The sequence below is a fragment of the uncultured Marinobacter sp. genome (genome assembly GCF_913055835.1).
GTDB lineage: Bacteria > Pseudomonadota > Gammaproteobacteria > Pseudomonadales > Oleiphilaceae > Marinobacter.
Map to the genome: position 1 here is coordinate 16,788 of NZ_CAJXKQ010000033.1, position 25,451 is coordinate 42,238.

Below are 25,451 nucleotides of genomic sequence, written 5' to 3' on the forward strand. Positions count from 1 at the left end.
ACTACCTCAATCGTTTACTGCAAACGCGTTTGTTATCGGGCCGTTGTGATCACCAGCCTTCCAGTTTCGGGCACTCAGTGGCCCGGTAGCTCTTGTCCCGATAACACACACCGGGTTCAGTGGTTCGGGCAGTGAAAATCTCGCCTGCCGCCGTAGTCAGGCGCACCTGTCCGTAAGGCTCGCCATGACGGAATGTGGCTTCGATCGAGCTGCCATTGGGGTTCTTCAGCAACCCGTTGCCATGAAATTTCCCTTCGATGTACTGGCCTTCGTACTTCTTGCCACTGGCAAACACTTCCGTCCCTGTGCCGTGGAAAGCGCCATTGGAGAACTCGCCCTCGTAGTGGCGCCCGTCGGGGTAGGTCAGTGTGCCGTTGCCGTGGAACTCGTCATTCCGGAAGCCGCCCACATAGAGCATACCGTCTGCGGTGGTTAGGGAACCGTGGCCATTGAGCTGTCCGTCCTGCCAGTGCCCGGTCAGTATGTCTCCGTTTGCCAATGTCAGGGTGCCTTTGCCATTGAACTGATCGGCACGGAATTCGCCAGAGTAGCGGGATCCGTCAGCGCTGCGCCACTCGCCTTCACCCTCGCGTCTGCCTGCAGACCAGCCTCCCTCGTAACGGCTGCCGTCGGGATACCAGGCGGTGCCCTGCCCATGGAATTGACCGTCCACGAAATGGCCCTCATAGCGCAGGCCATCGGCATCCTGATAGGTGCCGTCACCGGTTTTCACTCCGCCGATCCAGGTGCCGTCCCGGAAATTCACGGTGGTAAAGGCTTCGAGCTTGCCCACCAGTGTCATCTCCTTGCCGGCTTCCAGGGCAACGGTGCGATTCCAGGGTTTGAAACCCGGCTTGCTGATCGTGACTTCATAGCGGCCCGGTTCCAGCTCAAGGTCCAGGCGGGTCGCGCCATATTCCTTACCGTTGATAGTGACCTGATCGCCGACAACATTTGAGCGGAGCACCAGCAGTGCCTGCGTCGGAGGCTCTGGCTGCCGCTGTTCTGTGGGTTTCTTCTTCGTTGTCAGAGCTGTGTCTGTTCGGGTTGCGATCGCCGCCGACGGTTCAGCCACTGCCAGAATCTCCGGTTCTTCCGGCATGGGTGGAATGGTAAACGGGGTGTTGTCGACCACCGGTGAGCGGGGTTTGGGTGCAGGAGGATTGGCTTTGGCGGGTGCCACAGGCGCAGGGGCCTTGCTGATTTGGGGTTCTGCGGTGGCAGAAGCGACCACATCATCAATGGCAGGCGGTTCGGGGTTTTCCGTCATTCGAAGGTCATCCCGCACGGATGCGAACCCGGCGGTGACCAGCAGCATGAGTGCCAGGGCATTGATGAACAGAAGCGGTCTGAAATCGACCATGACGGAACCTCGTGATCCTGCATTCTTGGAATTCTGTCTACCGCTTCATCTTACCCAGTGACTGCAACACTATGTAACAGAAAGTGTCCGGCAGTTAACGAGAATGCAGGCCAAATCACACTTTATCCGGAAGCTGGTCATGGTTGAGTTGCTCCCATGATCTCATGTACACATCGGCTTCGTATTCGTAGGGTGATTTGAACGGGGTGAGCACGAAATCGAACACCAGGAAGAAAAATCCGATGGAAGCCCAGGCAATCGCCAGCGTACTCATGGTGGTAGCTTGTACTTCCGGGTTTGAGTCGACGAAATCCTGCAGTAGCGGGATAAGATCTGAAGCCAGGACAACAGGGTTGAAGCTGGCCATTACGAACGGTACCCAGAAGGCGATAAACACCGGGAAGAATCCGAAAGACCAGAGCAAGCGGCGAAGCAGGTAAATGGCAACTTCCCGCCAGAAACGCTGTCTGATCTCCGGTACTTTCCGGATCCGGTCAAGATAACGGCGGCGTTCCGCCCACCAGGCGGCTACTTCCGGGGCCTCAACAGCCTTTGACTGAGGTGAAGGTGTTGTCATGGACGGGAGTGGTACCTTATGGCTACGGGAGTGATGCATGATAATCGATCTTACGTGTTACCCTACAATTCTCCAATTGTTTAAAGACAGGATAGTTTGAATGGCTGCAGTGATCGACAACGCAATCCATCCGGCCTTTGAAAAGCTTCGCAGTCACCGGATCGACACGCTCAACCTTGAGGTTGAGGAGTATCGCCACAAGAAGACCGGCGCCCGGCACCTGCACCTTGCCGCAGATAACGATGAGAACGTTTTTTTCGTGGCGCTTCGGACTTTCCCGATGGATTCCACCGGCGTTGCCCACATTCTTGAACATACCGCACTGTGTGGGAGTGAGCGCTATCCGGTCCGCGACCCGTTCTTCATGATGATCCGGCGGTCACTGAACACCTTCATGAATGCCTTTACCAGCAGCGACTGGACTGCCTATCCGTTCGCCAGCATGAACCGGAAAGACTTCGACAACCTGCTGTCGGTGTATCTGGACTGCGTTTTCTTTTCCAAGCTGGATCCGCTGGATTTTGCCCAGGAAGGCCATCGCCTGGAATTCGACAAACCGGAAGACCCCTCTACCGATCTGGTGTATCGGGGCGTTGTCTACAACGAAATGAAGGGCGCCATGAGTTCGCCAACGTCCCAGTTATGGCAGAACCTGAGCAGCCACTTGTTCCCGACTACAACTTATCACTACAACAGCGGCGGCGAGCCGGATCATATTGTTGACCTGAGCTACGATGACCTGCTGCAGTTCTATCGCCACCATTACCATCCGAGCAATGCGATATTCGCCACTTACGGCAATATTCCGGCCCATGAGCACCATGAGAAATTTGAAGAACTGGCACTGAAGCGCTTCGACCGGCTGGACATTGATCTGCCGGTTCGCGACGAGAAGCGCATGTTTGCCCCGGTCCGTGTGGAGCAGGGCTATGCCGTAAACGAAGGCGAGGGTACCGACAACAAGACCCACATCGTGGTGGGCTGGCTTCTGGGACACAGCTTTGATCTGCAGGAAAACCTGGAGGGGCAGCTGCTGTCTGCCGTTCTGCTGGAAAACAGTGCCTCGCCGCTGATGCGGGCCCTGGAAACCACGGACCTGGGGCATGCACCGTCGCCCATGTGCGGGCTGGAAGATTCCAACCGTGAGATGACCTTTGTCTGCGGCATCGAAGGCAGTGAGCCGGACAAGCACAAGGATCTTGAGGCCCTGCTCGAATCCACGCTTCTGAAGGTGGTGGAAGAGGGCGTCAGCCAGGAACGTCTTGAGGCGATCCTGCATCAACTGGAACTGCACCAACGGGAAATTGCAGGCGACCAGTTCCCTTATGGCCTGCAACTCATCATGAGCGCTATCGCGCCCATGGTCCACGGTGGCGACCCAGTGGAATTGCTGGATCTGGAGCCGGTACTGGCAACGCTCCGGGAAAAGATCCGGGATCCGCAGTATGTGCCGGATCTGATCCGCCGTAAGCTTCTGGAGAACCCACACCGGGTCACACTGACTTTGCGGCCCGACGAAAAGCTCGAGTCCCGTCGGCAGGAGGCTATCCGAGAAGCTCTGGCCCGTCGCAAGGCCGAGCTGACCGACGAAGAAGTCCGGATGATTGTGGATCGGGCCAGGGCTCTGGAAGAGCGCCAGATGCACAAGGATGACGACTCCATCCTGCCAAAAGTGGATCTGTCCGACGTGCCCCTGCAGATGCCGGAGCCGGAAGGCCGTTATGACGGCGATATTTCGGCGACCGTATATGCCCGTGGTACCAATGGCCTGGTTTACGAGCAGATTGTTGTCCCGGTGCCGGCCCTGACCGAAGAGGAACTGCTGCTGGTACCTTATTACACCACCCTGATCTCCGAAGTGGGATGTGGCGATCTGGACTACCTGCAGATGCAGGACCGTATTTCCGCGGAATCCGGTGGGATCGGCGCGGCTTTCAGCGCCAAAGGCCGTATTGACGATGTCCAGGAATTGTCCGGATACATCATCTTCAACGGTAAGGCGCTGGCCCGCAATCGCAGTGAATTAACCCGTCTTCTGCGAGATGTCTACACGAGTGCCCGCTTCGATGAGAAGGAGCGTATCCGGGAGATTATTGCCCAGATCCGGGCCCGTCGAGAGCAGGCGGTAACCGGCAGTGGCCACGCCCTGGCCATGGGCGCGGCCTCCCAGGGCATGAGCCCCGGTGCCTGGCTGTCGTTCCGGCTGGGTGGTCTGGCCGGTATCCGCGGCACCAAGCAGCTGGACCAGGCCCTTAAAGATCCGGAAGAGTTGGCGGCACTGTGTGCAAAACTGTCCGCTCTGCATGAGAAGATTCGCAATCAGGGCCGTGAGTTCCTGGTGATTGGTGAGGAAGAGCAACTCCCGGCCATGGTCGATGATCTTAAATCCTGCTGGCGTGATGCCTCCGAAGCTGGTGTCTCCGGCTGGAAAATGGAGCCGGTCAATTACACCACCCGTGAAGCCTGGTTGACCTCCACCCAGGTCAACTTCTGTTCCAGAGCCTACAGCACGGTAGCCGTGGACCATCCTGATGCGGCGGCATTGACCGTGCTCGGTGGCTTCCTGCGCAACGGTTACCTGCACCGTGCCATCCGTGAAAAGGGCGGTGCCTACGGTGGGGGCGCCGGCCAGGACAGCGTGAACGGTACCTTCCGCTTCTTCTCCTACCGGGATCCGCGCCTGGAGGAAACGCTGGACGATTTCGACGCGGCTCTGGCTTGGCTTCAGGACAACGATCATGACTATCAGGAACTGGAAGAGTCAATTCTTGGCGTGATTGGTCAGCTTGACCGGCCCAGGTCACCGGCTGGCGCGGCGCGCCACGCCTTCCACAACAAGCTGTTTGGCCGTACCCCGGAGCAGCGGGCCAGATTCCGGGAACGGGTGCTGTCGGTCACCCTGGATGATCTGAAGCGTGTGGCCAGAACCTGGTTGGTGCCGGAGAAAGCCAGCACCGCGGTGGTAACCAGCCCTGAAAACCGGGCGAGGGCCGAGAAGCTGGGATTGGCTATCCAGGAACTGTAAAGCTGATACCGGATACGAAGAGGGGTCAGATGAAATTTCATCTGACCCCTTTTTCATGTTTCTCCCACGGTTAATCAGCGGTGCCTCTTCAATCCAGTGGTCACCATGATTCGGGTGGAGATTTCCTCGACAGAATAGGCCGTGGTGTTCAGGTACGGAATCCGTTCACGCCGGTACATCAACTCGATTTCCTCAATCTCGTGCATGCACTGCTGAATGGATGAGTATCGGGAGTTCGGCCGGCGCTCGTTGCGTATGGTCGCCAGGCGTTCCGGATCAATGGTCAGCCCAAAGATCTTCTCTTTATGGGGTTTGAGTGCTTTGGGGATCTGTTGGTCTGCCAGATCTTCTTCCGTAATCGGATAGTTTGCCGCCTTCACGCCATATTGCAGGGCCAGATAGAGGCAGGTGGGTGTTTTCCCGCTACGAGAGGCACCCACGAGTATCAGATCGGCTTCATCGTAATGCCGCGTGCGTGCGCCATCGTCATTATCCAGAGCAAAGTTGACCGCATTGATCCTGCGCTCGTAGCTCCCTTCGTTATTGATGGCATGGGATTTACCCACGGTATATGAGGAAGAGGACTGCAACTCTTCCTCCATGGGTTTGAGAAAGGTCCCGAAAATATCCACCATGAAGCCTTCGGCGGTGGCGATGATTTCCCGGATATCGCTATTTACAATGGTGTCGAACACCAGCGGGCGTGCGCCATCGGTCTCGGCCGCCTTGTTGATCCGTTTGACCATTTCCCGGGCTTTTTCTTCGTCCGCAATATAGGGAACGGTGACCCGTTCGAATTCGATCTTTTCGAATTGGGCCAGAAGGCTGTGCCCCAGTGCTTCGGCTGTCAGGCCGGTGCCATCAGAAATGAAAAAAGCAGTGCGTTTCATGCTGTATCGTCCGGTTCCATGGTTCCTTGATTCCTGGCCTGGTGGCCTAGGTAATTTCCGCAGGTTACAGTATCATACACGCCAAGTTCGAGACTCCGCAGTGGATATTGCCTGCTTTTGCCGCTTGAAACCGCTGGCCCGATTTTGCTCTTAGCTTCACAGACTCAAGGGAGACATGCTTTGGAAGATTACATTATCTGGTTTGATCACCTGGGAATGTCCGATGTCGATCGGGTAGGCGGCAAGAACGCCTCACTCGGCGAAATGATCAGTAATCTCGCCAACGCAGGTGTTACCGTTCCGGGTGGCTTTGCCACCACAGCGCACGCCTATCGCGAATTCCTCGCTACTGACGGCTTGAAAGAGCGGATCGACAACGCTCTGGATGCCCTCGACATCAACGACGTTAACGAACTGGCCCGGGTTGGTGCGCAGATTCGCCAGTGGATCATCGATACGCCATTTCCGGACGTTCTGGAAAATGCCCTGAAGGAGTCGTTCGCTGCTCTGCAGGATGGCAATGAGCACATGGCCGTTGCGGTTCGCTCCTCTGCAACCGCGGAAGACCTGCCGGACGCGTCGTTCGCCGGTCAGCAGGAAACCTTCCTGAACGTGGTAGGCCTTGAGCAGGTTCGCACTTCTGTGAAGGAAGTGTTTGCGTCGCTGTTTAATGACCGCGCTATTTCCTATCGTGTACACCACGGCTTCGACCACAAGATGGTCGCGCTTTCCGCGGGCATCCAGAAGATGGTACGCAGTGAAACCGCCGCCAGTGGCGTTATGTTCACCCTCGACACCGAATCCGGCTTCCGTGACGTGGTATTTGTGACTGCCTCCTACGGCCTGGGTGAGACGGTGGTTCAGGGCGCTGTGAACCCGGATGAGTTTTACGTACACAAGCCGACACTGGAAGCGGACCGTCCGGCGGTTCTGCGTCGCAATCTGGGCAGTAAGGCCATCAAGATGGTCTACCACACCAAGCCCGGTGAAGGAGAATTCGTCGAAACCGTGAAGGTGGAGCAGGAAGACCGCAACCGCTTCTGCATCACCGATGCCGAGGTGGAAGACCTGGCGCGCCAGGCGATGATTATCGAGAAGCACTACCAGCGTCCGATGGACATCGAGTGGGCAAAAGATGGCGATGACGGCAAGATCTACATCGTTCAGGCTCGTCCCGAGACGGTAAAAAGCCGTGCTTCCGCCAATGTTATGGAGCGTTACCTTCTCAAGGAGACCGGCAAGGTTCTGGTCGAGGGCCGGAGCATCGGCCACAAGATTGGTAGCGGTCCGGTGAAGATCATTACCAGTATCAAGGAAATGGACCGTGTTCAGGCCGGCGATGTGCTGGTTACCGACATGACCGACCCGGACTGGGAGCCGGTCATGAAACGGGCCTCCGCCATTGTTACCGATCGCGGTGGTCGTACCTGCCACGCGGCCATCATTGCCCGTGAGCTGGGTATTCCGGCCGTGGTCGGTTGCGGCGATGCCACCGAGTTGCTGACCGATGGCCAGGAAGTGACGGTTTCCTGCGCCGAGGGCGATACCGGCATGATCTACGAGGGTTCCCTGGATTTCGAACTGCGGGAAAACACCGTGGACTCCATGCCCAACATCCCGTTCAAGATCATGATGAACGTGGGCAATCCGGACCGTGCCTTTGATTTCCAGGCGCTGCCGAACGAGGGCGTTGGCCTGGCGCGGCTGGAGTTCATCATCAACCGGATGATCGGTGTTCACCCCAAGGCACTGCTGAACTTCGACGGGCTGCCCCGTGATATCAAGCAGACCGTCGAAAAACGCATTTCCGGCTACAGTTCACCGGTGGATTTCTACGTCGACAAGCTGGTGGAGGGCATCTCTACGCTGGCGGCCGCGTTCGCACCCAAGAAGGTGATCGTCCGGTTGTCGGATTTCAAATCCAACGAATACGCCAACCTGATTGGCGGCACTCTGTATGAGCCAGACGAAGAGAACCCGATGCTCGGTTTCCGGGGCGCCTCCCGTTATATCTCCGACACCTTCCGGGACTGCTTCGAGCTGGAATGCCGCGCCCTTAAGAAAGTGCGTAACGAAATGGGGCTGACCAATGTGGAAGTGATGGTCCCGTTCGTGCGTACCGTGGGTGAAGCGGAACAGGTGGTGAACCTGTTGGCAGAGAACGGCCTCAAGCGCGGCGACAACGGCCTGCGGGTCATCATGATGTGCGAGCTACCCGCGAATGCGCTGCTGGCGGACCAGTTCCTGGAGCACTTTGACGGTTTCTCCATCGGTTCCAACGATCTGACCCAGCTGACACTGGGGCTGGACAGGGATTCCGGCATTATTGCCCACCTGTTTGACGAGCGGAATGATGCGGTCAAAGCCCTGCTGTCCAATGCAATCCAGGCGTGCAAGAAGGCCGGCAAGTACATCGGTATCTGTGGGCAGGGGCCATCAGACCACCCGGATCTTGCCAAATGGCTGATGGATCAGGGCATTGATACCGTGTCGCTGAACCCGGATTCGGTTCTGGACACCTGGTTTTTCCTGGCCGACGAAAAAATCGACTGAGTTCATTTCCAGGATAAGGAGAGCGACAACGTGACGACGATAATTACCCCGGACCTGTGTGACGAATTTCCGGAAGTGCAGGTTGTAGAGCCCGGTTTCAACAACTATGGCGGCAACAGGGCCTTTGGCGGTGAGATTGTTACCGTAAAATGCTTTGAAGATAACTCCGTGGTGAAAGAGCAGGTTGGCCAGCCCGGAAACGGTCGTGTAATGGTTGTGGACGGCGGCGCTTCAAAGCGTCATGCGCTACTGGGTGACATGCTGGCGGAGAAAGCGGCGAGCAATGGCTGGGCCGGTCTTATCATCTATGGCTGTGTTCGCGATGTGGATGAGATTGGCAAGACCGCCCTGGGTGTCCAGGCCCTTGGAACACACCCCAGGAAGAGTGAGAAGCGTGGTCTGGGTGACCTGAATGTTCCGGTCACCTTTCACGGGGTGACTTTCCACCCCGGGCACTTTGTCTATGCCGATAACAACGGCATCATCGTCTCCGAGAAGCCTCTGGTCTGAGGCTTTTCCGGGCACAAACAAAAACGGCGGCCATTGGCCGCCGTTTTTCGTTCAGCGAGTGACTTCGCTGATGTTTGTTCCCAGCAGGAATCCGTCTCCTTCCGGTTCGCAGCGAATGACCTCGCAAACCGTCTCCAGTGGCGGAAACTGGTCACTGCTGGAGTGAAGAATCGTCTGGAGTTCCTCGCCTACGGCTACTTCCTGCTCGACGTAAAGCTGCATGCCGGCGGCGCTCAGGTCGCGGCAAATTCCTTTGAAGCGATTGCCCTGGCTGTCGGTAATCTCAATTTCCGAGTTTATCTGCATACGGTGGAAATCGCGTTTTTCCGAATAATCCTTCATGGCATCAGGCCCAATTGTCGGTTTTTCTTGTCGGTTTGAGCATCGGGATGATCAGCGCCAGCAGCACACCACCGAGAACCAGGCCCGCGCCCAGGAGCATGAAGTCGTATTCCTTGCTGGCTTCAAGACGTTCATTTTCGGCCGTGAGTACCTCAAGGTCGTTGCGAATCTTCTGGTTCTCTTCACGGAGCTCACGATTACGACGCTCCAGATTAATCGAGTCAGCTGCGATACTCTTGATTCGCTGTAGCTCTTCCTGGAGTTCCTGTGTTCGGTCGGAAAGGGAGGCCTCGGAGCTTTCCAGCGCATTTCGCTCGTTGACGACGTTCGACAACTGCTCTTTTACCTGGGCCAGCTCGGCGCGGGTTTCTTCCAGTTGGCGATTGGCTGTCCGAAGCCGGTCCGCCGCGATCGGTGTTTCGCTGAGGTACTGGCTGGAAACCCAGCCTTCGGTGCCCTTGGGGGTGCGAACCAGGGTATACCCGGAATCGGAGGCCTCAATCACTTCCAGTGGCGTGCCACTTGGAACCGCATTTTCAATGATCCGGAACTGGGAACCTGCGCCGGACCTCACGGGAAGGTACAACTGGTCGTCTACCCAGACAGTTTTGGCCTGGGCAACGGCAATGGACGACACTGCGAACAATACACTGATGGCGAGACGAAAAAGCGTCACTGGTTACGTTCCCTGAAATTCTTCGGTTGAAATCTGAGCGTGATTAAAAGCGCAATTTTGTCACAGATGCCCCACCGTGCAAGCGAGCCATCATTACAATAAACTCATGCAGCCCCTGAGGGTGGCTCACGGCAAAACAGCCTTGAAGGGCTTCACCACAACCTTCTGGTAGACGCCTGCATCCACGTAGGGATCGGCATCCGCCCAGGCCTGGGCTGCTTCCAGAGAGTCGAATTCCGCGATCACCAGGCTGCCAGTGAAGCCGGCATCGCCAGGCTCCGGTGTATCAAGCGCCGGATGAGGCCCCGCAACAAGCAACCGGCCTTCCTCTTTCAAAGCCTGAAGACGGTCGATGTGAGCAGGGCGCGCGGACTGGCGCAGCGGCAGGCTGTTTTCGACGTCTTCACTGATAATCGCGTAATACATTCAGCTCTCCGAAATGACTTTCATAAACGAGGTGATCGGGCAGATAATCAGCGGTCGTGCTGCGCAAGGTGTGGCTGGTACACTGTAAAATCTCGGCATGCCGCCAGTTATCTGATGACTCAGGATATTTTGTGACTATACCGCAAGACCCGCATTTGTGCATTGATCTGCATTGCCACAGCACGGCTTCTGATGGCGCGCTATCACCGGCTGCAGTGGTTGAGCGGGCTGCCGGTCAGGGCGTTACCCATCTTTCCCTGACCGACCATGACACCATCGCTGGACTTGCCGAAGCGCAGGCGGCTGCGCAGGCAGAAGGCATTGTACTGATTCCGGGAATTGAGCTTTCCTGTCTCTGGAAAAGCCGAACCATCCATATCGTCGGCCTCGATTTTGATCCTGAGGCAGGTGGTTTCCGGCAGGCTCTGGAGCAGCAGAATGACAATCGCTGGGCTCGTGCGCGAATGATCGCCGAGCGCCTGGGCAAGCTTGGTGTTGATGATCTTCTGGGGAAGGCCTCCGAGGCTGCCGGTGGCGATGTCCCGGGACGCCCCCACTTTGCCCAGGTTCTGACAGAGGCTGGCGTGGTTCGCAATGCTGCCCAGGCATTCAAGCGATATCTGGGCAACGGTAAGCCTGGAGATGTAAAGGCTTTTTGGCCCGAGCTTCCAGAGGTCGTTCACTGGATCACCGGGGCGGGGGGCGTTGCAGTGCTTGCCCATCCCAGGAAATATCAGCTTACGGCAACTAAGCTCAGGGAACTGACGGCGGATTTCCGAAGGGCAGGGGGGCAAGCCATTGAGGTGTCTACCTCTGGGCAGTCCAGCGGCGATCTGGGCTTTCTGGCAGAGCTGTGCCGGAAAGAGAAGTTGCTGGCATCACAGGGTAGTGATTTTCACTTTCCCGGCGCCCCCTGGTGTGAACTTGGCCGTATCATGAAAATGCCAGACGGGCTTGAGCCGGTCTGGCATTCATTCAGACAACCTGTTCTAAGCCACGGACCGGCTTAATCCGGGGCGTGGAACAGCAAGTACAGGTCCGTCAGTGAGTCCGGAATGGCATCGGCCATCTGCCGCGACAACTTCTCACTGTTGCGAACCTTCTGGAAGTCCTCGTCATCGAACAGTCCCGAGAGGGTCAGCATCGGAACCATCAGATCGGCGGTTTCCTCCTCGCTGGCCGCTTCGAGCCATTTTTCTTCGTGTTCAAGGAAGGTGTCCACGAACCCGGCGCACCAGTTTTCCAGTGCGTTCATCGGGTCGCCGTCCTCGGGCTCGGGCAATTCCAGGGCCTGTCCCATATCCAGGGCGTGGGCCATGTCATTTGCCAGCTGGGCGGAGCAGCGCCTGAACACCTCGGGAATCCCGGTGTCGGGCACCTGATCGGCGCCCGTGGCGAGGCGGAAGATTTCTTCCGCGCTCAGTTCTGCCGGGCCGACGACGCTGGCGCAGACCACCCCGTGAAAACCGAAGAAGTCCAGGGCGTCATCGCCCCAGGGGTCGGCAAAAAGGATGTCTTCCAGCGCTTCAATGTCGGAGTTCGATAGCATCAGTTAGTTACTCCCGGCCTTTTTGGCCTCTTCCGCAGCCTTCTGGCGCTTGCGGACCTCTCTGGGGTCATTGTAGGCGCGGCCCGGCGTTACCGGAACGTCCACTGCAGGAGCTTCGTCAGGCGTCTCCTTCGCGGTCGTTTCAGTAGCCGAAGGCTTATCGGCTTTCTCCGGCTCCGCTTTTACCGGCTCTGCTTCTTCAGCTTTAGCCTTCGCTGGTTCCGGCTTCTTCGGTTCCGGTTGGGCGTCGGGAGCCGGGGTCTCGGCCGCTACCTTCTGCTCTGCCGGTTTTTCAGCCTTCTCGGGTCCGGCTGTGGTATCGGTTTTGGCCGCCGTCTCGGGTTTGGCCTTGGGCGCGGGCGCCTCTTTTGGTTCCGTTGGCTGCTCTTTGGCCGCAGGCGCCTGTTTGCCTTCGGGTGCTGCCCCGGATTCCGGTTCTGGCTTGGCGACGGCTGCTTTCTCGCCCTTGTCCTCAGGCTTCTGGCGAGGCTCGGAGGTCTTTTCGGCCTTGGCCGGCTCTGCCTTTTCAGTCTTCTCAGCTTTCGCTTTCTCTGTCTCTGGCTTTTCAGCCGGCTTTTCAGAGGATTGCTCTGCGGGCTTCGCGGCTTCTTCTGGCTGAGCCTGGGACTTCCCGTCTGAGGGTGCCTTTTCTGCAGATGCCTGCTCAGGCTTCTGCTCCTTTTTGGGCTCGTCCTGGGCTGCAGCTGCTTTCGGTGCTTCCTTGGCAGCGGCTGCTGTCTCGGTGCGGGTTTCAGATTTCTCGGGCGCCACGGCCTTGCTCGCAGCTTCCTGCGCTTGCTCGGTTTTTACTTCCGGCTTGGCGTCGTCACGACCTTTTTCCGGCTGGGTGTCCTTCTGGTGCTTCTCGCTGCGGGCGGCTTTACGATCCGCCGGGGAGGATGCCGGTGTTTCAGAAGGAGATCCGTCACGATTGCGCTGGCGACGCGGCTTGCGGCGCTTTTCATCAGAGCCGGATTTGTCAGCCGGGCCGGACTTGGCCGCGTTATCCTGCGGACCCTGATCCTTTTGGTCCTTTTGATCGCGGTTATCCTTCTGATCCCGCTGCGGCCGGTTGCGGCCACGGCCCTGGTTGTCGCGACGGTTGTCACGGCGGTTATCCTGGCCCTTGCCATCACCGCCCTTGTTATCGCCTCCGCGATTATCCGAGCCTTTGTTGTCAGCGCCCTGGCGATTCTGGTTGCCACGGCCCTGATCATCATTGCGGTTGCGTCCGCGTCCCCGGTTGTCATCGCCACGGCTCTGCTGGCCGCCCTGCCGGCGGTCGCTACCACTGCGGTTGCCGCCTGAACGCTGGTCGTCGCCGCGGGCTACACGGGATTTCCGACGATCCTGACGGCCCTGGTTTCTGCGATCATCGCGCTGGTTTTTGCTCTGATCGAGAATTTCGGTCTTCTGCTCTTCTTCGCCACTGAAGAACGCTGAGATCTTGCGACCGAGGCGGCGGAACAGACCTTCTTCCTGATCGGCTGCTTCTTCGGTCTTCTGTGCTGCCGGAGTTGGCGCGGGAGCGCTGGGACGGATGGCCTTTACCGCGGCCTGTTCGCGAACCGGTTTTTCAGGAGCCGGAGCCTCGAAGATTTCTTCTTCACGCTCGCTGTATTCCTGGGCCACCTGGTGGCTGGAGATATGCTCAGGCGTGGTTTCGTCCTGACGCATCCGGATGATTTCGAAGTGTGGGGTTTCCATGTGTGGGACCGGAACCACCACCACGCTGACTTCCTGTCGGGCTTCAATGTCGGCCAGCTGCTTGCGCTTTTCGTTGAGCAGGAAGGTAGCGACGGAAACCGGCACAACGGCCCGTACTTCGCCGGTCTTGTCCTTCGAGGATTCCTCGTAGATCAGGCGCATGATGCTCAGGGCGAGGGACTCGATACCACGAATGGTACCCTGGCCTTCACACCGGGGGCACACTTCGCTGCGAGTCTCGCCCAGGGAGGGGCGCAGGCGCTGACGGGACATTTCCAGTAGGCCAAATCGGGAGATCTTGCCCACCTGAACCCGTGCCCGGTCGATTTCCAGGGCCTCGCGCATCTTCTGCTCCACTTCCCGCTGGTGTTTGGCGGGCGTCATGTCGATGAAGTCGATGACAATCAGGCCACCCATGTCACGCAGGCGTAACTGACGAGCAATTTCCTCGGCCGCTTCCAGGTTGGTCTGGAGAGCGGTTTCCTCGATATCCTGACCTTTGGTGGCCCGGGAGGAGTTGATGTCGATGGAAACCAGTGCCTCGGTCGGATCAATCACGATGGAGCCGCCAGAAGGCAGTTTCACTTCCCGCTGGAACGCCGTCTCAATCTGGCCTTCAATTTGATAGCGGCTGAACAGGGGGATTTCGTCCTTGTACAGCTTGATCTTGTTTTCGAAGGTGGGCATGACCGCACGAACGAAATTCAGAACGTCTTCATAAACCCCGTTGGCGTCAATCAACACCTCGCCGATATCCTGGCGAAGGTAGTCGCGAACCGCGCGAATGATAACGTTGCTTTCCTGGTGAATCAGGAAGGGGGCCTTGCGCTCGCCAGCGGCCTGGGTGATGGCTTCCCAGAACTGCACCAGGTAGTCCAGATCCCACTGCAGTTCTTCGGTGCTACGGCCAATACCGGCGGTGCGAACGATGATGCCCATGGATTTTGGTACCTGGACATCGTTCATGGCTTCTTTGAGTTGGGCCCGCTCATCGCCCTCAATGCGGCGGGAAATGCCGCCGGCACGGGGGTTGTTGGGCATCAGTACCAGGTAGCGGCCGGCCAGGGAAATAAAGGTGGTCAGGGCAGCGCCCTTGTTGCCACGTTCTTCTTTATCAACCTGTACGATGACTTCCTGGCCTTCGGACACAACGTCCTTGATGTTGATCTTGCCTTCAATCTGGCCGGGAGACTTCTTGAAGTACTCCTTGGAGATTTCCTTCAGCGGCAGAAAGCCATGGCGCTCGGCGCCGAAATCCACAAAGGCGGCTTCAAGGCTGGGCTCTACGCGGGTAATGCGGCCTTTGTAGATGTTGGCTTTCTTCTGCTCGCGGGAGCTGGATTCGATATCAAGATCAAACAGACGCTGGCCGTCAACCAGGGCGACGCGCAACTCTTCGGGATGAGTTGCATTGATAAGCATTCTTTTCATGGAAAGAAAGAGTTCCTGTCGTTTAATTTGACAGAAAACCGGAGGGGTTCGCATCAGCGAAGCAGGATGTGCGTGCCGCGGGCCCTGTTACATCAAGGGCGGACCGGCGGCCAGACGAATCAGACCCTTTGGGGGTGTGATCCTATCGGTCTGAGACCAACGCCGACGGTCCGGCTGCCTGTGGGCAGGGAGAGGTCGTGTAAGGTTCGTGTCTGTTGACGCATGTTATCCGTTTTCAGGTTCACTCAGGTGCCTGGGTCTCACGTCGTATTCGTATGCTGGACGGCCCGGCCCTGGGTGGCAATGATTCTTCGCGATGTCGCCCGCGGTTTTCCGCGCGGTTTTTCTTCCTCCCGGGTACAGGGTTCAGTCTTGTGCAGATCTGCCCTGGTGCTCCGGGAGCATTTCTCTCGCCGTTCCCGGTAGTGATTGGGTGCACGGCGTTCAATCTCTCGAATAGTGTCGGTATACTTCTGCCGCTCCGGCTTCTGGCTTGAGTTGGCCAGGCCGTAGACAAACGGCAGAGCACGCCGGAATATAACAGTATTCATGCAGCCGTTCAATCCTGCAGTCATTCCATCATCCAAGGAACTTCATGGCCCGACCGACAGCAAACAAAAAGCCAGCCCGAGCCAGGCCCGGAAAGCCGGTCAAGACGAATGAGGCGGGCAGTGAAAGCAGGGCTGTCCGCGGAGAGGTTCGTCAGGGCGTGCAGAGGGTAACGGTGGATGAGGATAATCACGGCCAGAGGGTGGATAACTTTCTGCTCGCCCAGCTCCGTGGCGTGCCGAAGAGCATTATTTATCGGGTGATACGAAAGGGAGAAGTGCGGGTTAACAAGGGGCGCGTGAAGCCGGACACCCGCGTTAACACCGGAGATCAGGTGCGCATACCACCGATCACCCGTAAGGAAAAACCCGGGCAGGTGGCCCCCGGTTCCCGGGTGCAGGGTGTGATGGAGTCGGCCGTCGTATTCGAGAATGACCAGATGCTGGTGGTCAACAAGCCCTCCGGTATCGCGGTTCACGGGGGGAGCGGGCTGAGTTTCGGGTTGATCGAGGTGCTTCGGTCGGCACGCCCATCGGCAAAATTCCTGGAGCTCGTTCACCGCCTGGATCGCGATACATCCGGCCTGGTCATGGTGGCCAAGAAGCGATCAGCATTGCGTTTTTTACAGGATGAACTGCGGCAGAAACGTATTCGCAAGCACTATCATGCGCTGGTTGCCGGTGACTGGCCGGCGAGCATCGACCGGGTTGACGTGCCCCTGCTGCGCTATGAGATGCCCAATGGTGAGCGCCGGGTGAGAGTTGATGATTCCGGAAAAGCGTCCCTGACGACGTTTCGCTGTCTTGAGCGTTATTCGGGGTATAGCCTGGTGGAAGCCTCGCCAATTACCGGGCGTACCCACCAGATCCGGGTGCACAGTGCCTGGGCGGGTCATCCGATTGCGGGTGACGACAAGTATATGGATGATGTCAGCCTCAAGGCTTTTCGGGCCATCGGCGGTCAGCGGCTGATGCTGCATGCCCGGGCCCTTGAATTCACCTTGCCGGTTACTGGTGAGGCGATGCGCCTGGAGGCGCCTTACGACGATGCATTCAATGACGTACTCCGGAAGCTTTCGGGGCGTCTTAAAGGAACTGGTCAATGAACGTCAGAGTGGTGATTTTTGATTGGGACGGGACCCTGGTGGACTCGGTTGAGCACATTGCCGATAGCCTGCACCAGGCTGCGACCGAGCTGGGTTATCCCGCCCTGGAGCGTGAAGCCTACCGGGATATCATCGGTCTTGGCATGGTCGAGGCGCTGGAGAAGCTCTATCCGGGCATCAGTCGGGACGAAATGAACACTATCCGGGAAGGTTACGCGCGCTATTTTTTCAGCAAGGTGACAACGCCCCAGAATGTATTTGAGGGAATGGCTGAGGTGGTTGCAGATCTCCGCGGATCGGGTCGCAGCTGTTCCGTTGCCACTGGCAAGAGTCGGCGTGGGCTGGATTTTGCGCTAGTCTCCAGCGGCCTCGGTGACCACTTTGAGATCACCCGGTGCGCCGATGAGACACGCTCGAAGCCAGACCCGGCCATGCTCGAGGAGATTCTTCGTTTCTACCGGATTGAGCCCGAGGAAGCGGTGATGATCGGCGATACCCGATATGACCTTGAAATGGCGCGGCGGATTGGCATGCCCTCCATCGGGGTTGAATGGGGAGTGCACAAGCGGGATGTGCTGGGTGACTATTCGCCGCACGCGATTGTTGATTCCGTGCCCGACCTTCGGCGGGTGCTGGGGCTGTAAACAGACCGAATTTATTGAAGTTGCTGACAGGATGCATGCATGAGTGACTGGGAATCTGACAAGCCTGCCGATTGGGGGGATAAGCCGGTAGAGCCGGAGAGAGAAAGCAAGCCACTGTTCGGTCGTAAATCGCCGAAACTCCCGCCCGAATCCGGCCGTGACTGGAAGCTTATCGAAAAGCTGGTTATGTCACTGCAGGCTGAACAGCGCAGAAGTCGACGGTGGGGTATCTTTTTCAAGTTTCTGACCTTCGGTTACCTGATTGCCCTGCTGTTCATGTTCAAGTTTCCCCTTGGCGAATCCATTGAGGGAGTGGCAGGAAAGCATACTGCCCTGGTGGAGATTAATGGGCCGATTGCTTCAGATGAGCTGGCCAGTGCGGACAATATCGTTGGCTCTCTCCGGACTGCCTTCGAAGAACCTAACTCGGTGGCCGTGATCCTGCGAATCAACAGCCCCGGTGGCAGTCCGGTTCAGGCGGGTTACGTCTACGACGAGATCAAGCGCTTGCGGGAAGAGTACCCGGAGAAGAAGGTCTACGCCGTGATCTCCGATATTGGCGCCTCCGGAGCCTATTACATCGCGGCCGCTGCGGATGAAATTTACGCCAACCGTGCCAGCCTGGTTGGTTCCATTGGCGTTGTGGCTGGTGGTTTCGGTTTTACCGGCGTTATGGAAAAAATCGGTGTCGATCGGCGCCTTTACACTGCCGGCGAGAACAAGGCTTTCCTGGATCCTTTCTCTCCGGAGGAGGAAGAGGAGGTGATGTTCTGGCAGAGCGTGCTGGAAAACACGCACCAACAGTTTATTGATGCGGTCAAGCAGGGGCGCGGTGATCGGCTTGCCGATGACGAGCGCCTGTTCAGCGGGCTGGTCTGGAGTGGCGAGCAGGCCGTTGAGCTTGGTCTGGCTGATGGGCTTGGCAGTGCATCACACGTGGCCCGGCAGATCATCGGTCAGGAAAAGCTCGTGGATTACAGTCGTCGCAAGTCGCCGTTCCAGGATATTGTCGACCAGCTTGGTGTCGCATTCGGTGAGGGCTTTGCCAGTCAGCTGGTCGAGTCACGCCTCGAGCTGCGTTAAGTTCTTTCCGGGGCAGGCCGGTTCTCAAGAAGCGGGTTCCGGCCCCAGCGTCGCAGCATGCTGTTCAGGGCGATCAGGGGTAATCCGACCAGGCTGTTCGGATCCCGGCCTTCCAGGGCATCAAATAGCGTGATGCCCAAGCCTTCCATCTTGAAGCTGCCGGCGCAGTCGTAGGGTTGCTCCCGCCGCAGGTAGGCATCGATCTCCTCGTCAGTCAGTTCACGGAACCGGACGTTGTAGGGTTCGCAGAGGCTCTCCAGTTTTCCGGAATCGGCGTCAAGCAGGGCCAGGCCCGTTAGGAATAGCACTCGGTGACCACTACTCTGGCGCAACTGGTTGGTTGCCTGCTGATGATTGCCGGGTTTGTTCAGCAACGAACCATCCGGCAGGCAGGCGACCTGGTCGGAGCCGATGATCCAGTGGCCGGGGAAGCGATCTGCGAGTGCCCGGGCCTTGCTCTCCGCCAGTCTCGTGGCCAGCGACTCTCCGGATTCGTCCGGTTGGGGCGATTCGTCGATCTCGGGGCTGGCGCAGGTAAAGGGCAGGCCAAGACGTTCCAGAAGTGTCTTCCTGTAGGGCGACGAAGACGCCAGTAAAAGTGGTTTGCGGGTCATCGATAACATCCTTTGATTGCCTGGCCAGAGGATCTGGTGTGCGGTTATCGTAAATTACACCTACCTGCACGGAAACCCTTGTTAAAAACCAACGAAGTCTTTGACAGCAGCGGGCTGCGCCCCTAAAATTGCGCGCCTATGTCAAACGCGTCCAACGCCGAGTTGCCCAAATCTGTTGATCCTTACCGGTTAGCGGAACAGAAAAGCACACTGGAGGGAGAGATTCCCATCAGCGGGCTTGGCCGTTTTCGCGAAGCTGTTCTCGGGTTCTCGGAAGGCGCTGCGTGCCGGGTGAAGCTGTCTTTCTTTATGGATGGCGAGAGACGTCGCGTTGTCTCTGGCGAGCTCTCCGCGCCGGTGGATCTGCAATGTCAGCGGTGCATGGGTGCCATGAGCGTGACGCTGGTTTCCCGGTTCGAGCTGGGACTGGTCACGTCTGATGAGCAGGCTCAGCAGCTACCGAAAGAGCTTGAGCCGTTTCTGACCGATGATTTCTCGGCAGACCTCTGGTCGATGGTGGAAGACGAGTTGTTGCTGGTTTTGCCACCGTTCCCGCTTCACGAGCGGGATGAGTGTCCGGCCCGTGAAGATCTGGAAGCTTACGAGCCTGACGGCTCCGCGGCTGAGCCGGTAAGAAAATCGGGCGAGAATCCGTTCAGCGTTCTGGCGGATCTCAAGAAGACAAAGCATTAACCGGGCGCGGGTATCCCTCAGGACGCCGGCGCACATTTAACGAACAGACGTTACTTATTCAGCAAGACAAAGTTTACGTTAACAGGTCAGGAGCATAATCATGGCTGTACAGCAAAACCGTAAGACCCGTTCCAAGCGTGGCATGCGCCGTTCCCACGACGCCCTGAGCGCCGCTGCTCTGAGCACTGATGCTACCACCGGCGAAGTTCATCGTCGTCACCACGTGTCTCCGGACGGCTTTTACCGTGGCAAGCAGGTAATCGAAGCTCGCGACGAGTAAACTCGTTGCCAATATGCATCGTCCCGAATCGGATGGCAGAACGGTGAAGCCGGTCACCATCGCGATTGATGCCATGAGTGGTGACCGCGGCGCTGCCGTTGTGGTTGCCGCTTCATTGCAGGCGGTGCGTGAAAATGAGGCCTTGAGCATCGTTCTGGTGGGAATCCGGAGCGAGCTTGAGGCTTTGTTGCGTGAGGGGCATGCCCGAATTCGCATCGTTGAAGCAGCGGATGTGGTTCGAATGAACGAGCGCCCCTCCCACGCCCTGCGCCACAAGAAGAACTCCTCCATGGCCATCGCGCTGGGTCTTGTCCGGGATGGCGAAGCCCAGGGTTGTGTCAGTGCCGGTAACACCGGCGCGCTGATGGCCTTTGGGCGCACGATTATCCGCATGTATCCGGGAATCGAGCGTCCGGCCATTGCCAAGCTGATTCCCTCGCTGCGGGGACGTTGCCACGTCCTGGACCTGGGTGCGAATGTCGATTCAACCGCCGAAAATCTTTACCAGTACGCGCTGATGGGGTCGCTGATGGCCTCGGCCATTTGCAGCCAGGCAGAGCCGCGGGTTGCCTTGCTGAACGTGGGCGAGGAAGAGATCAAGGGGAATGAGCAGGTCCGCCTGGCCTCTCACATGCTCGCCCAGTGCGATACCATTAACTACATTGGTTATGTGGAAGGCAGCGACCTGTTCCGCGATGTGGCCGATGTGGTTGTCTGTGACGGCTTCGTCGGGAACATTGCCCTGAAAACGGGAGAGGGCGTTGCCGGTCTGCTGATCGAGTTGATGGAGCAGGCATTCACCCGGAATCTTTACGGCAGGCTGGTCGGCCTGCTCGCCCGGCCGATTGTCGGTCGGCTTCTGCAATTGATGGATCCTTCCCGCCACAACGGTGCCAGCCTGCTCGGGCTGCAGGGTGTGGTGATCAAGAGTCATGGTAACGCCAACGAACGGGCAATGCTGTCGGCCATTCGTCAGGCCGTCCGCGAAGTCGAGCTGGAAGTGCCCCGCCGAATCAACGAGCGTCTCGACGATCTCATGCTTTGAGTGCCTGAGACTAAAGTCTGTCCCGGTTTGGCCTCCCGTTCGCGGATAATTGGCCTAACTTGTACTATTGGCTAATCTCACGTAACCACTCAATGACGATAAGATTCCGCTTATGAAATCAGCCTTTATTTTTCCAGGACAAGGGTCGCAATCAGTGGGCATGCTATCGGCTGCCGCTGAAGCTTGGCCCATTATCGACAAAACCTTCGCCGAAGCCTCCAATGTGCTTGGCTACGACCTCTGGGATCTCTGCCAGAACGGGCCGGCTGAGGAGCTCAATAAAACCATGGTTACCCAGCCCGCGCTGCTGACAGCCAGTGTTGCCCTGTGGCGGCAGTGGTTTGTGGCAGGTGGTGTGTCCCCGGACTTTCTCGCCGGTCACAGTCTGGGCGAGTACAGCGCCCTGGTTGCCGCCGAGAGCCTCGACTTTGTGGAAGCGGTAAAGCTGGTTCGCCTGCGCGGCGAACTCATGCAGGACGCAGTACCGGCAGGAGAGGGCAAAATGGCTGCCATCCTGGGGCTTGAGGACGACGACGTTGTTGCTGCCTGTGAGGGAGCGGCGCAGGGTGATGTGGTGTCTGCGGTTAACTTCAATGCTCCCGGGCAGGTCGTGATTGCCGGAGCGGCCGCGGCGGTCGAACGCGCCATCGAGGCGTGTAAGGAAAAAGGGGCGCGGAAGGCCATGCCGTTGCCCGTCAGCGTGCCGTCCCATTGTGCCCTGATGAAGGGCGCTGCGGAGGAGCTGGCCAAAGCGCTGGAAGATGTGCGCTTTAACGATGCTGTCATCCCGGTTATACAAAATGTTAACGCCGCGGCCGAGACTGAATCCGCTACACTGAAGGCCAACCTGCTCAAGCAGCTCTATTCGCCGGTGCTCTGGACAGATTCCGTGCGCACGCTGGTTACTAACGGTGTTGAAGTCGCCGTTGAGTGCGGCACTGGCAAAGTGTTGGCGGGGCTTGCAAAGCGTATCGACCGGGCCTTGGCCGTTCACAGTATCGAAGACCCGGACTCGCTGTCGAAGGCGCTGGACGCCTTCGGTCAGTCCTGAAACGAAAGGGAGTTATTCATGTCTCTGGAAGGTAAAACCGCACTGGTAACCGGTGCTACCCGCGGCATTGGCCAGGCGATTGCCCGTGCGCTGGCCGCACAGGGTGCCGAAGTTATTGGAACAGCAACCAGTGAAGCCGGTGCCGAATCTATCACCAATGAACTCCAGTCGGCCGGTTACAAAGGCTACGGCATGGTGATGAACGTGGCAGATCCTGCCAGCATTGAAACAGGACTGAAGACGCTGACGGAAAAATCCGGTGCGCCTCTGATTCTGGTCAACAATGCAGGCATTACCCGTGATAACCTGCTCATGCGTTTGAAGGACGAGGACTGGGCATCAGTCCTGGAAACCAATCTTTCCAGCGTTTACCGCACGAGCAAGGCGGTGCTTCGCGGCATGGCCAAGGCGAAATGGGGGCGGATTATCAATATCAGTTCCGTGGTTGCCGGTATGGGCAATCCGGGGCAGGGCAACTATTGCGCTGCCAAGGCCGGCGTTGAAGGGTTTACCAGAAGCCTGGCCAAAGAAATGTCGAACCGGGGAATCACTGCGAATTGCGTGGCTCCCGGATTTATTGACACGGATATGACAAAAAAACTGGACGACAAGCAGCGTGAGGCTATGCTGGAAATCATACCCGCGGGTCGTCTGGGCGAGCCGGAAGAAGTGGCAGCCGTGGTTGCCTTCCTGGCATCAGACGCAGCCGGATACGTGACGGGTGAAACCATCAACGTTAACGGCGGAATGTACATGGGATAAGCCCCAGTCGGGGTCTGTGCGCAACTCCTTGTCGCACAACATGTTTATCAGAAGCTCTGCTTGTTTGCAGGTAGGGTTTAAACTAAACTGGCAGCACTTGAGTTGCTTGGTTGACACACAAAGTGAGGACATTATGAGTACAGTTGAAGAGCGCGTGAAGAAGATCGTTTGTGAACAGTTGGGCGTTAAAGAGTCCGAAGTTCAGAACTCATCTTCTTTTGTAGAGGATCTTGGCGCTGACTCACTGGACACCGTTGAGCTGGTTATGGCACTGGAAGAGGAATTTGAAACCGAGATTCCTGACGAGGAAGCCGAGAAGCTGACAAGTGTTCAGGACGCGATCGACTACATCGTCGCGCATACCTGATACTCTGCATTTAAGAAAGCCAGGCAAAAAGCCGTCCTTGTGAAACAGCGAGGGACGGCTTTTTTATTGGCTGAAAATCGGGTTCAATCTGCGTTCAGAATCATTCGGACAAGATCAGGTGCAACAGGTTATGACTAAACGGCGAGTTGTCATCACAGGCATGGGCATGCTGTCTCCGGTCGGCAATAGCGTGGAGTCGTCCTGGGAAGCTATTCGGGCCGGACGTAGCGGGATCGGTATGATCGATCGCTTTGATGCGTCGGCCTATAACACAAGGATAGGAGGGGCCGTACGGGATCTGGACATGGAGCCTTATCTGTCCCCCAAGGATGCCAGAAAGCTCGACGCCTTTATCCACTATGGCCTGATTGCCGCCCAACAGGCGGTTGATGACAGTGGCCTTGAGTCTTTTGACAGACTTGACCGGGAGCGCGTCGGTATTGCGATTGGCTCTGGCATCGGTGGCCTTGAGTACATCGAGAAAAGTGTTCTTACCATGGACAAGTCCGGGCCCCGAAAGGTTTCGCCATTTTTCGTGCCTGCCTCTGTCATCAACATGATCTCCGGTAATGCCGCTATCCGTTTCGGCTATCGCGGTCCGAATATTGCGATCGTGACCGCCTGCACCACCGGTACCCATAACATCGGCTACGCGGCCCGTACCATTGCCTATGGCGATGCCGAGGTAATGCTGGCCGGAGGGTCGGAAATGGCGACGACGCGTACCGGTATGGCTGCGTTTTCGGCTGCGCGGGCACTGTCCACGCGAAACGACGAACCGGAAAAGGCCAGTCGACCGTGGGATAAAGATCGGGACGGCTTTGTACTCAGTGATGGTGCGGGTGTCGTGGTTCTTGAGGAACTGGAGCACGCGAAACAGAGGGGCGCCACAATCTACGGCGAAGTGGTTGGCTTCGGTATGAGTGATGACGCCCATCACATTACTGCACCGCCAGAAGACGGTGAGGGCGCGGCCCGGTCCATGGCCAACGCCGTGCGTGACGCCGGACTTGATCCGGAAGAAATCGACTATATCAACGCCCACGGCACGTCCACCCAGGTGGGTGATGTCGCTGAAGTGGCTGCTGTTCGGCGGGTTTTCGGCGCACATGCCGAAAAGCTCGCCATGAGCAGCACCAAATCCATGACCGGGCACCTGCTTGGCGCCGCGGGTGCCGTGGAAGCGATCTTCTCGGTCCTGGCGATTCGCGACGGCGTGCTACCGCCAACCATCAATCTGGACAATCCCGATGAAGGGTGCGATCTGGATCTGGTTGCCCACAAGAGCCGTCCGGCCGATGTTCGGGTGGCGCTTTCCAACTCGTTCGGATTCGGTGGTACCAATGGCACCCTGATTTTCCGTCGCTACGAAGGCTGACACTGGCCGTGTTTCGTCTTTATTGGGCCGATGATGGCGGCCTGCCCGCTGATGATCGTGGCCTCGCTTATGGTGACGGACTGTTCGAAACCATCAGGATGTCCGGGCAGAAGGGTGTTCTGTTATCCCGTCATCTGGAACGAATGGTGCGTGATGCCGGGCGCCTTGGTATCGAAGTGTCCCGGAAGGAGCTCGCCAATGTGTGCGTGGAAGCGGCGCAGCGCTTTGCTGATCACTTCAGGACGGACGGCTGGATTCTCAAGCTGACACTGACCCGCGGCAGTGGCGGGCGGGGCTATCGCCCGGATCCCGGGATGGAGCCCAATCTGCTGGTGTCCGCTTCGCCTTTGCCGCCGATTGCGGACCCTGAGGGTGTCGTGGTTGATTTCTCCAGGGTGCCTCTGGCAGTCAATCCGTTGCTGGCCGGAATCAAGTCGCTGAACCGGATCGAACAGGTTCTGGCGGCCGCGGAACTCGGCCCTTCGCTGTTCGAGGTGATCATGGCCGACCGCGACGGCAATCTGGTCGAAGGCACCCGCACCAATCTTCTGCTTCGCCAGGGGGAAGGCTGGGTAACGCCTCCAGCCTCCTGTCTGGCGGTTGCCGGTGTGCTCAGGCAGTGGTTGCTGGAGCGTCTGAGGCAAAGGGGGGAGACGGTGACAGAGCGTCCGGTCACGGTAAGTGACGTGCTGGGCCAGGAATGCAAGGGCGTGTTTCTGCTGAACAGCGTGCTGGGTATTGTTCCGGTTCGCACTATTGCCGGTCATGATTTGCCTGTCGATACCGGACTTGCGACAATCTTCAATCCTCTCGAAACACTGGAATAAATCG

General features: G+C 57.8%; 25 protein-coding genes. 15 read left to right on the plus strand and 10 right to left on the minus strand.

The window, feature by feature from the left end; all coding sequences use genetic code 11:
• Positions 1-49: 49 nt before the first annotated feature.
• The gene (locus QZ534_RS15440; RefSeq protein ID WP_296935634.1) at positions 50-1,363 is read right to left on the minus strand and encodes a PEGA domain-containing protein; all 1,314 of its coding nucleotides are present in this window, start codon (positions 1,361-1,363) and stop codon (positions 50-52) included.
• Positions 1,364-1,478: 115 nt separating this feature from the next.
• On the minus strand, positions 1,479-1,940 hold the full coding sequence (locus tag QZ534_RS15445; RefSeq protein WP_296935636.1) for a hypothetical protein: 462 nt from the start codon (positions 1,938-1,940) through the stop codon (positions 1,479-1,481).
• A 100-nt stretch (positions 1,941-2,040) separates the two neighbouring features.
• Here QZ534_RS15445 and QZ534_RS15450 point away from each other — a divergent pair, with 100 nt between their 5' ends.
• A complete protein-coding gene (locus QZ534_RS15450) occupies positions 2,041-4,965 on the plus strand; it encodes an insulinase family protein (protein ID WP_296935638.1) in 2,925 nt (974 codons plus the stop codon).
• A gap of 74 nt (positions 4,966-5,039) precedes the next feature.
• Here the strand turns inward: QZ534_RS15450 and QZ534_RS15455 are convergent, their stop codons facing one another.
• Entirely contained in the window at positions 5,040-5,855 is an 816-nt protein-coding gene (locus tag QZ534_RS15455) for a pyruvate, water dikinase regulatory protein (protein ID WP_296935640.1), read from the minus strand.
• Between the two features lie 180 nt (positions 5,856-6,035).
• Here QZ534_RS15455 and ppsA point away from each other — a divergent pair, with 180 nt between their 5' ends.
• Positions 6,036-8,408: a phosphoenolpyruvate synthase gene (gene ppsA / locus QZ534_RS15460; protein WP_296935642.1), complete on the plus strand. Its 2,373-nt coding sequence runs from the start codon at positions 6,036-6,038 to the stop codon at positions 8,406-8,408.
• Between the two features lie 30 nt (positions 8,409-8,438).
• Positions 8,439-8,918 (plus strand): ribonuclease E activity regulator RraA, encoded by a 480-nt coding sequence (gene rraA / locus QZ534_RS15465; RefSeq protein WP_296935644.1) that lies wholly within the window; start codon positions 8,439-8,441, stop codon positions 8,916-8,918.
• Positions 8,919-8,969: 51 nt separating this feature from the next.
• On the opposite strand, the gene QZ534_RS15470 is transcribed toward rraA, so the two are convergent.
• The 3 genes from QZ534_RS15470 to QZ534_RS15480 all read right to left on the minus strand — a co-directional run bounded on the left by QZ534_RS15470 (position 8,970) and on the right by QZ534_RS15480 (position 10,362).
• Complete coding sequence (locus QZ534_RS15470) at positions 8,970-9,260, minus strand: PilZ domain-containing protein (protein WP_296935646.1); 291 nt, start codon at positions 9,258-9,260, stop codon at positions 8,970-8,972.
• Positions 9,261-9,264: 4 nt separating this feature from the next.
• On the minus strand, positions 9,265-9,936 hold the full coding sequence (locus tag QZ534_RS15475; RefSeq protein ID WP_296935647.1) for a TIGR04211 family SH3 domain-containing protein: 672 nt from the start codon (positions 9,934-9,936) through the stop codon (positions 9,265-9,267).
• A 126-nt stretch (positions 9,937-10,062) separates the two neighbouring features.
• Positions 10,063-10,362 (minus strand): YciI family protein, encoded by a 300-nt coding sequence (locus QZ534_RS15480; RefSeq protein WP_296935649.1) that lies wholly within the window; start codon positions 10,360-10,362, stop codon positions 10,063-10,065.
• A gap of 131 nt (positions 10,363-10,493) precedes the next feature.
• Between QZ534_RS15480 and QZ534_RS15485 the strand changes: the two genes are divergently transcribed.
• Complete coding sequence (locus QZ534_RS15485; protein WP_296935651.1) at positions 10,494-11,372, plus strand: PHP domain-containing protein; 879 nt, start codon at positions 10,494-10,496, stop codon at positions 11,370-11,372.
• On the opposite strand, the gene QZ534_RS15490 is transcribed toward QZ534_RS15485, so the two are convergent.
• From QZ534_RS15490 to QZ534_RS15500, 3 genes are all read right to left on the minus strand, one after another.
• Positions 11,369-11,911 (minus strand): YecA family protein, encoded by a 543-nt coding sequence (locus QZ534_RS15490; protein WP_296935653.1) that lies wholly within the window; start codon positions 11,909-11,911, stop codon positions 11,369-11,371. The two genes, QZ534_RS15485 and QZ534_RS15490, sit on opposite strands and share 4 nt — an antisense overlap.
• A gap of 3 nt (positions 11,912-11,914) precedes the next feature.
• Positions 11,915-15,049: a ribonuclease E gene (rne, locus tag QZ534_RS15495; RefSeq protein WP_296935654.1), complete on the minus strand. Its 3,135-nt coding sequence runs from the start codon at positions 15,047-15,049 to the stop codon at positions 11,915-11,917.
• A gap of 260 nt (positions 15,050-15,309) precedes the next feature.
• Positions 15,310-15,600 (minus strand): hypothetical protein, encoded by a 291-nt coding sequence (locus QZ534_RS15500; protein ID WP_296935656.1) that lies wholly within the window; start codon positions 15,598-15,600, stop codon positions 15,310-15,312.
• Between the two features lie 44 nt (positions 15,601-15,644).
• Between QZ534_RS15500 and rluC the strand changes: the two genes are divergently transcribed.
• The 3 genes from rluC to QZ534_RS15515 are packed head-to-tail and all read left to right on the plus strand — an operon-like array spanning position 15,645 to position 18,430.
• Positions 15,645-16,703, plus strand: coding sequence for a 23S rRNA pseudouridine(955/2504/2580) synthase RluC (gene rluC / locus QZ534_RS15505; protein WP_296935659.1), 1,059 nt, complete (start codon positions 15,645-15,647; stop codon positions 16,701-16,703).
• A complete protein-coding gene (locus QZ534_RS15510) occupies positions 16,700-17,347 on the plus strand; it encodes an HAD-IA family hydrolase (RefSeq protein WP_296935661.1) in 648 nt (215 codons plus the stop codon). Before rluC ends, QZ534_RS15510 begins: the two co-directional genes overlap by 4 nt.
• A gap of 39 nt (positions 17,348-17,386) precedes the next feature.
• Positions 17,387-18,430, plus strand: coding sequence for a S49 family peptidase (locus tag QZ534_RS15515; protein ID WP_296935663.1), 1,044 nt, complete (start codon positions 17,387-17,389; stop codon positions 18,428-18,430).
• Here the strand turns inward: QZ534_RS15515 and QZ534_RS15520 are convergent.
• Positions 18,427-19,044 carry a Maf family nucleotide pyrophosphatase gene (locus tag QZ534_RS15520; protein WP_296935665.1) on the minus strand — a complete coding sequence of 206 codons (618 nt, stop codon included), beginning with the start codon at positions 19,042-19,044 and terminating at the stop codon, positions 18,427-18,429. The genes QZ534_RS15515 and QZ534_RS15520 overlap by 4 nt on opposite strands.
• Positions 19,045-19,182: 138 nt before the next feature.
• Here QZ534_RS15520 and QZ534_RS15525 point away from each other — a divergent pair, with 138 nt between their 5' ends.
• The 8 genes from QZ534_RS15525 to pabC all read left to right on the plus strand — a co-directional run bounded on the left by QZ534_RS15525 (position 19,183) and on the right by pabC (position 25,447).
• Positions 19,183-19,737: a YceD family protein gene (locus QZ534_RS15525; protein ID WP_296935666.1), complete on the plus strand. Its 555-nt coding sequence runs from the start codon at positions 19,183-19,185 to the stop codon at positions 19,735-19,737.
• 100 nt (positions 19,738-19,837) lie between these two features.
• On the plus strand, positions 19,838-20,017 hold the full coding sequence (rpmF, locus tag QZ534_RS15530) for a 50S ribosomal protein L32 (RefSeq protein WP_008174968.1): 180 nt from the start codon (positions 19,838-19,840) through the stop codon (positions 20,015-20,017).
• 13 nt (positions 20,018-20,030) lie between these two features.
• Positions 20,031-21,062 (plus strand): phosphate acyltransferase PlsX, encoded by a 1,032-nt coding sequence (plsX, locus tag QZ534_RS15535; protein WP_296935668.1) that lies wholly within the window; start codon positions 20,031-20,033, stop codon positions 21,060-21,062.
• A gap of 112 nt (positions 21,063-21,174) precedes the next feature.
• Positions 21,175-22,113 (plus strand): ACP S-malonyltransferase, encoded by a 939-nt coding sequence (gene fabD, locus QZ534_RS15540; RefSeq protein WP_296935670.1) that lies wholly within the window; start codon positions 21,175-21,177, stop codon positions 22,111-22,113.
• An 18-nt stretch (positions 22,114-22,131) separates the two neighbouring features.
• Positions 22,132-22,875 (plus strand): 3-oxoacyl-ACP reductase FabG, encoded by a 744-nt coding sequence (gene fabG / locus QZ534_RS15545; RefSeq protein WP_296935672.1) that lies wholly within the window; start codon positions 22,132-22,134, stop codon positions 22,873-22,875.
• 133 nt (positions 22,876-23,008) lie between these two features.
• Positions 23,009-23,242 (plus strand): acyl carrier protein, encoded by a 234-nt coding sequence (acpP, locus tag QZ534_RS15550; protein WP_008174976.1) that lies wholly within the window; start codon positions 23,009-23,011, stop codon positions 23,240-23,242.
• Between the two features lie 130 nt (positions 23,243-23,372).
• Positions 23,373-24,620, plus strand: coding sequence for a beta-ketoacyl-ACP synthase II (gene fabF / locus QZ534_RS15555; protein ID WP_296935674.1), 1,248 nt, complete (start codon positions 23,373-23,375; stop codon positions 24,618-24,620).
• Positions 24,621-24,628: 8 nt separating this feature from the next.
• A complete protein-coding gene (gene pabC, locus QZ534_RS15560; protein ID WP_296935676.1) occupies positions 24,629-25,447 on the plus strand; it encodes an aminodeoxychorismate lyase in 819 nt (272 codons plus the stop codon).
• Positions 25,448-25,451 lie beyond the last annotated feature (4 nt).

What these genes read in the sequence shown, in the direction of transcription:
- QZ534_RS15440 (WP_296935634.1), bottom strand. Translation starts at nt 1,363, where the DNA reads ATGGTCGATTTCAGACCGCTTCTGTTCATCAATGCCCTGGCACTCATG.
- QZ534_RS15445 (WP_296935636.1), bottom strand. Translation starts at nt 1,940, where the DNA reads ATGACAACACCTTCACCTCAGTCAAAGGCTGTTGAGGCCCCGGAAGTA.
- QZ534_RS15450 (WP_296935638.1), top strand. Translation starts at nt 2,041, where the DNA reads ATGGCTGCAGTGATCGACAACGCAATCCATCCGGCCTTTGAAAAGCTT.
- QZ534_RS15455 (WP_296935640.1), bottom strand. Translation starts at nt 5,855, where the DNA reads ATGAAACGCACTGCTTTTTTCATTTCTGATGGCACCGGCCTGACAGCC.
- QZ534_RS15470 (WP_296935646.1), bottom strand. Translation starts at nt 9,260, where the DNA reads ATGAAGGATTATTCGGAAAAACGCGATTTCCACCGTATGCAGATAAAC.
- QZ534_RS15480 (WP_296935649.1), bottom strand. Translation starts at nt 10,362, where the DNA reads ATGTATTACGCGATTATCAGTGAAGACGTCGAAAACAGCCTGCCGCTG.
- QZ534_RS15490 (WP_296935653.1), bottom strand. Translation starts at nt 11,911, where the DNA reads ATGCTATCGAACTCCGACATTGAAGCGCTGGAAGACATCCTTTTTGCC.
- rne (WP_296935654.1), bottom strand. Translation starts at nt 15,049, where the DNA reads ATGAAAAGAATGCTTATCAATGCAACTCATCCCGAAGAGTTGCGCGTC.
- QZ534_RS15500 (WP_296935656.1), bottom strand. Translation starts at nt 15,600, where the DNA reads ATGAATACTGTTATATTCCGGCGTGCTCTGCCGTTTGTCTACGGCCTG.
- rluC (WP_296935659.1), top strand. Translation starts at nt 15,645, where the DNA reads ATGGCCCGACCGACAGCAAACAAAAAGCCAGCCCGAGCCAGGCCCGGA.
- QZ534_RS15510 (WP_296935661.1), top strand. Translation starts at nt 16,700, where the DNA reads ATGAACGTCAGAGTGGTGATTTTTGATTGGGACGGGACCCTGGTGGAC.
- QZ534_RS15515 (WP_296935663.1), top strand. Translation starts at nt 17,387, where the DNA reads ATGAGTGACTGGGAATCTGACAAGCCTGCCGATTGGGGGGATAAGCCG.
- QZ534_RS15520 (WP_296935665.1), bottom strand. Translation starts at nt 19,044, where the DNA reads ATGACCCGCAAACCACTTTTACTGGCGTCTTCGTCGCCCTACAGGAAG.
- QZ534_RS15525 (WP_296935666.1), top strand. Translation starts at nt 19,183, where the DNA reads ATGTCAAACGCGTCCAACGCCGAGTTGCCCAAATCTGTTGATCCTTAC.
- rpmF (WP_008174968.1), top strand. Translation starts at nt 19,838, where the DNA reads ATGGCTGTACAGCAAAACCGTAAGACCCGTTCCAAGCGTGGCATGCGC.
- plsX (WP_296935668.1), top strand. Translation starts at nt 20,031, where the DNA reads ATGCATCGTCCCGAATCGGATGGCAGAACGGTGAAGCCGGTCACCATC.
- fabD (WP_296935670.1), top strand. Translation starts at nt 21,175, where the DNA reads ATGAAATCAGCCTTTATTTTTCCAGGACAAGGGTCGCAATCAGTGGGC.
- fabG (WP_296935672.1), top strand. Translation starts at nt 22,132, where the DNA reads ATGTCTCTGGAAGGTAAAACCGCACTGGTAACCGGTGCTACCCGCGGC.
- acpP (WP_008174976.1), top strand. Translation starts at nt 23,009, where the DNA reads ATGAGTACAGTTGAAGAGCGCGTGAAGAAGATCGTTTGTGAACAGTTG.
- fabF (WP_296935674.1), top strand. Translation starts at nt 23,373, where the DNA reads ATGACTAAACGGCGAGTTGTCATCACAGGCATGGGCATGCTGTCTCCG.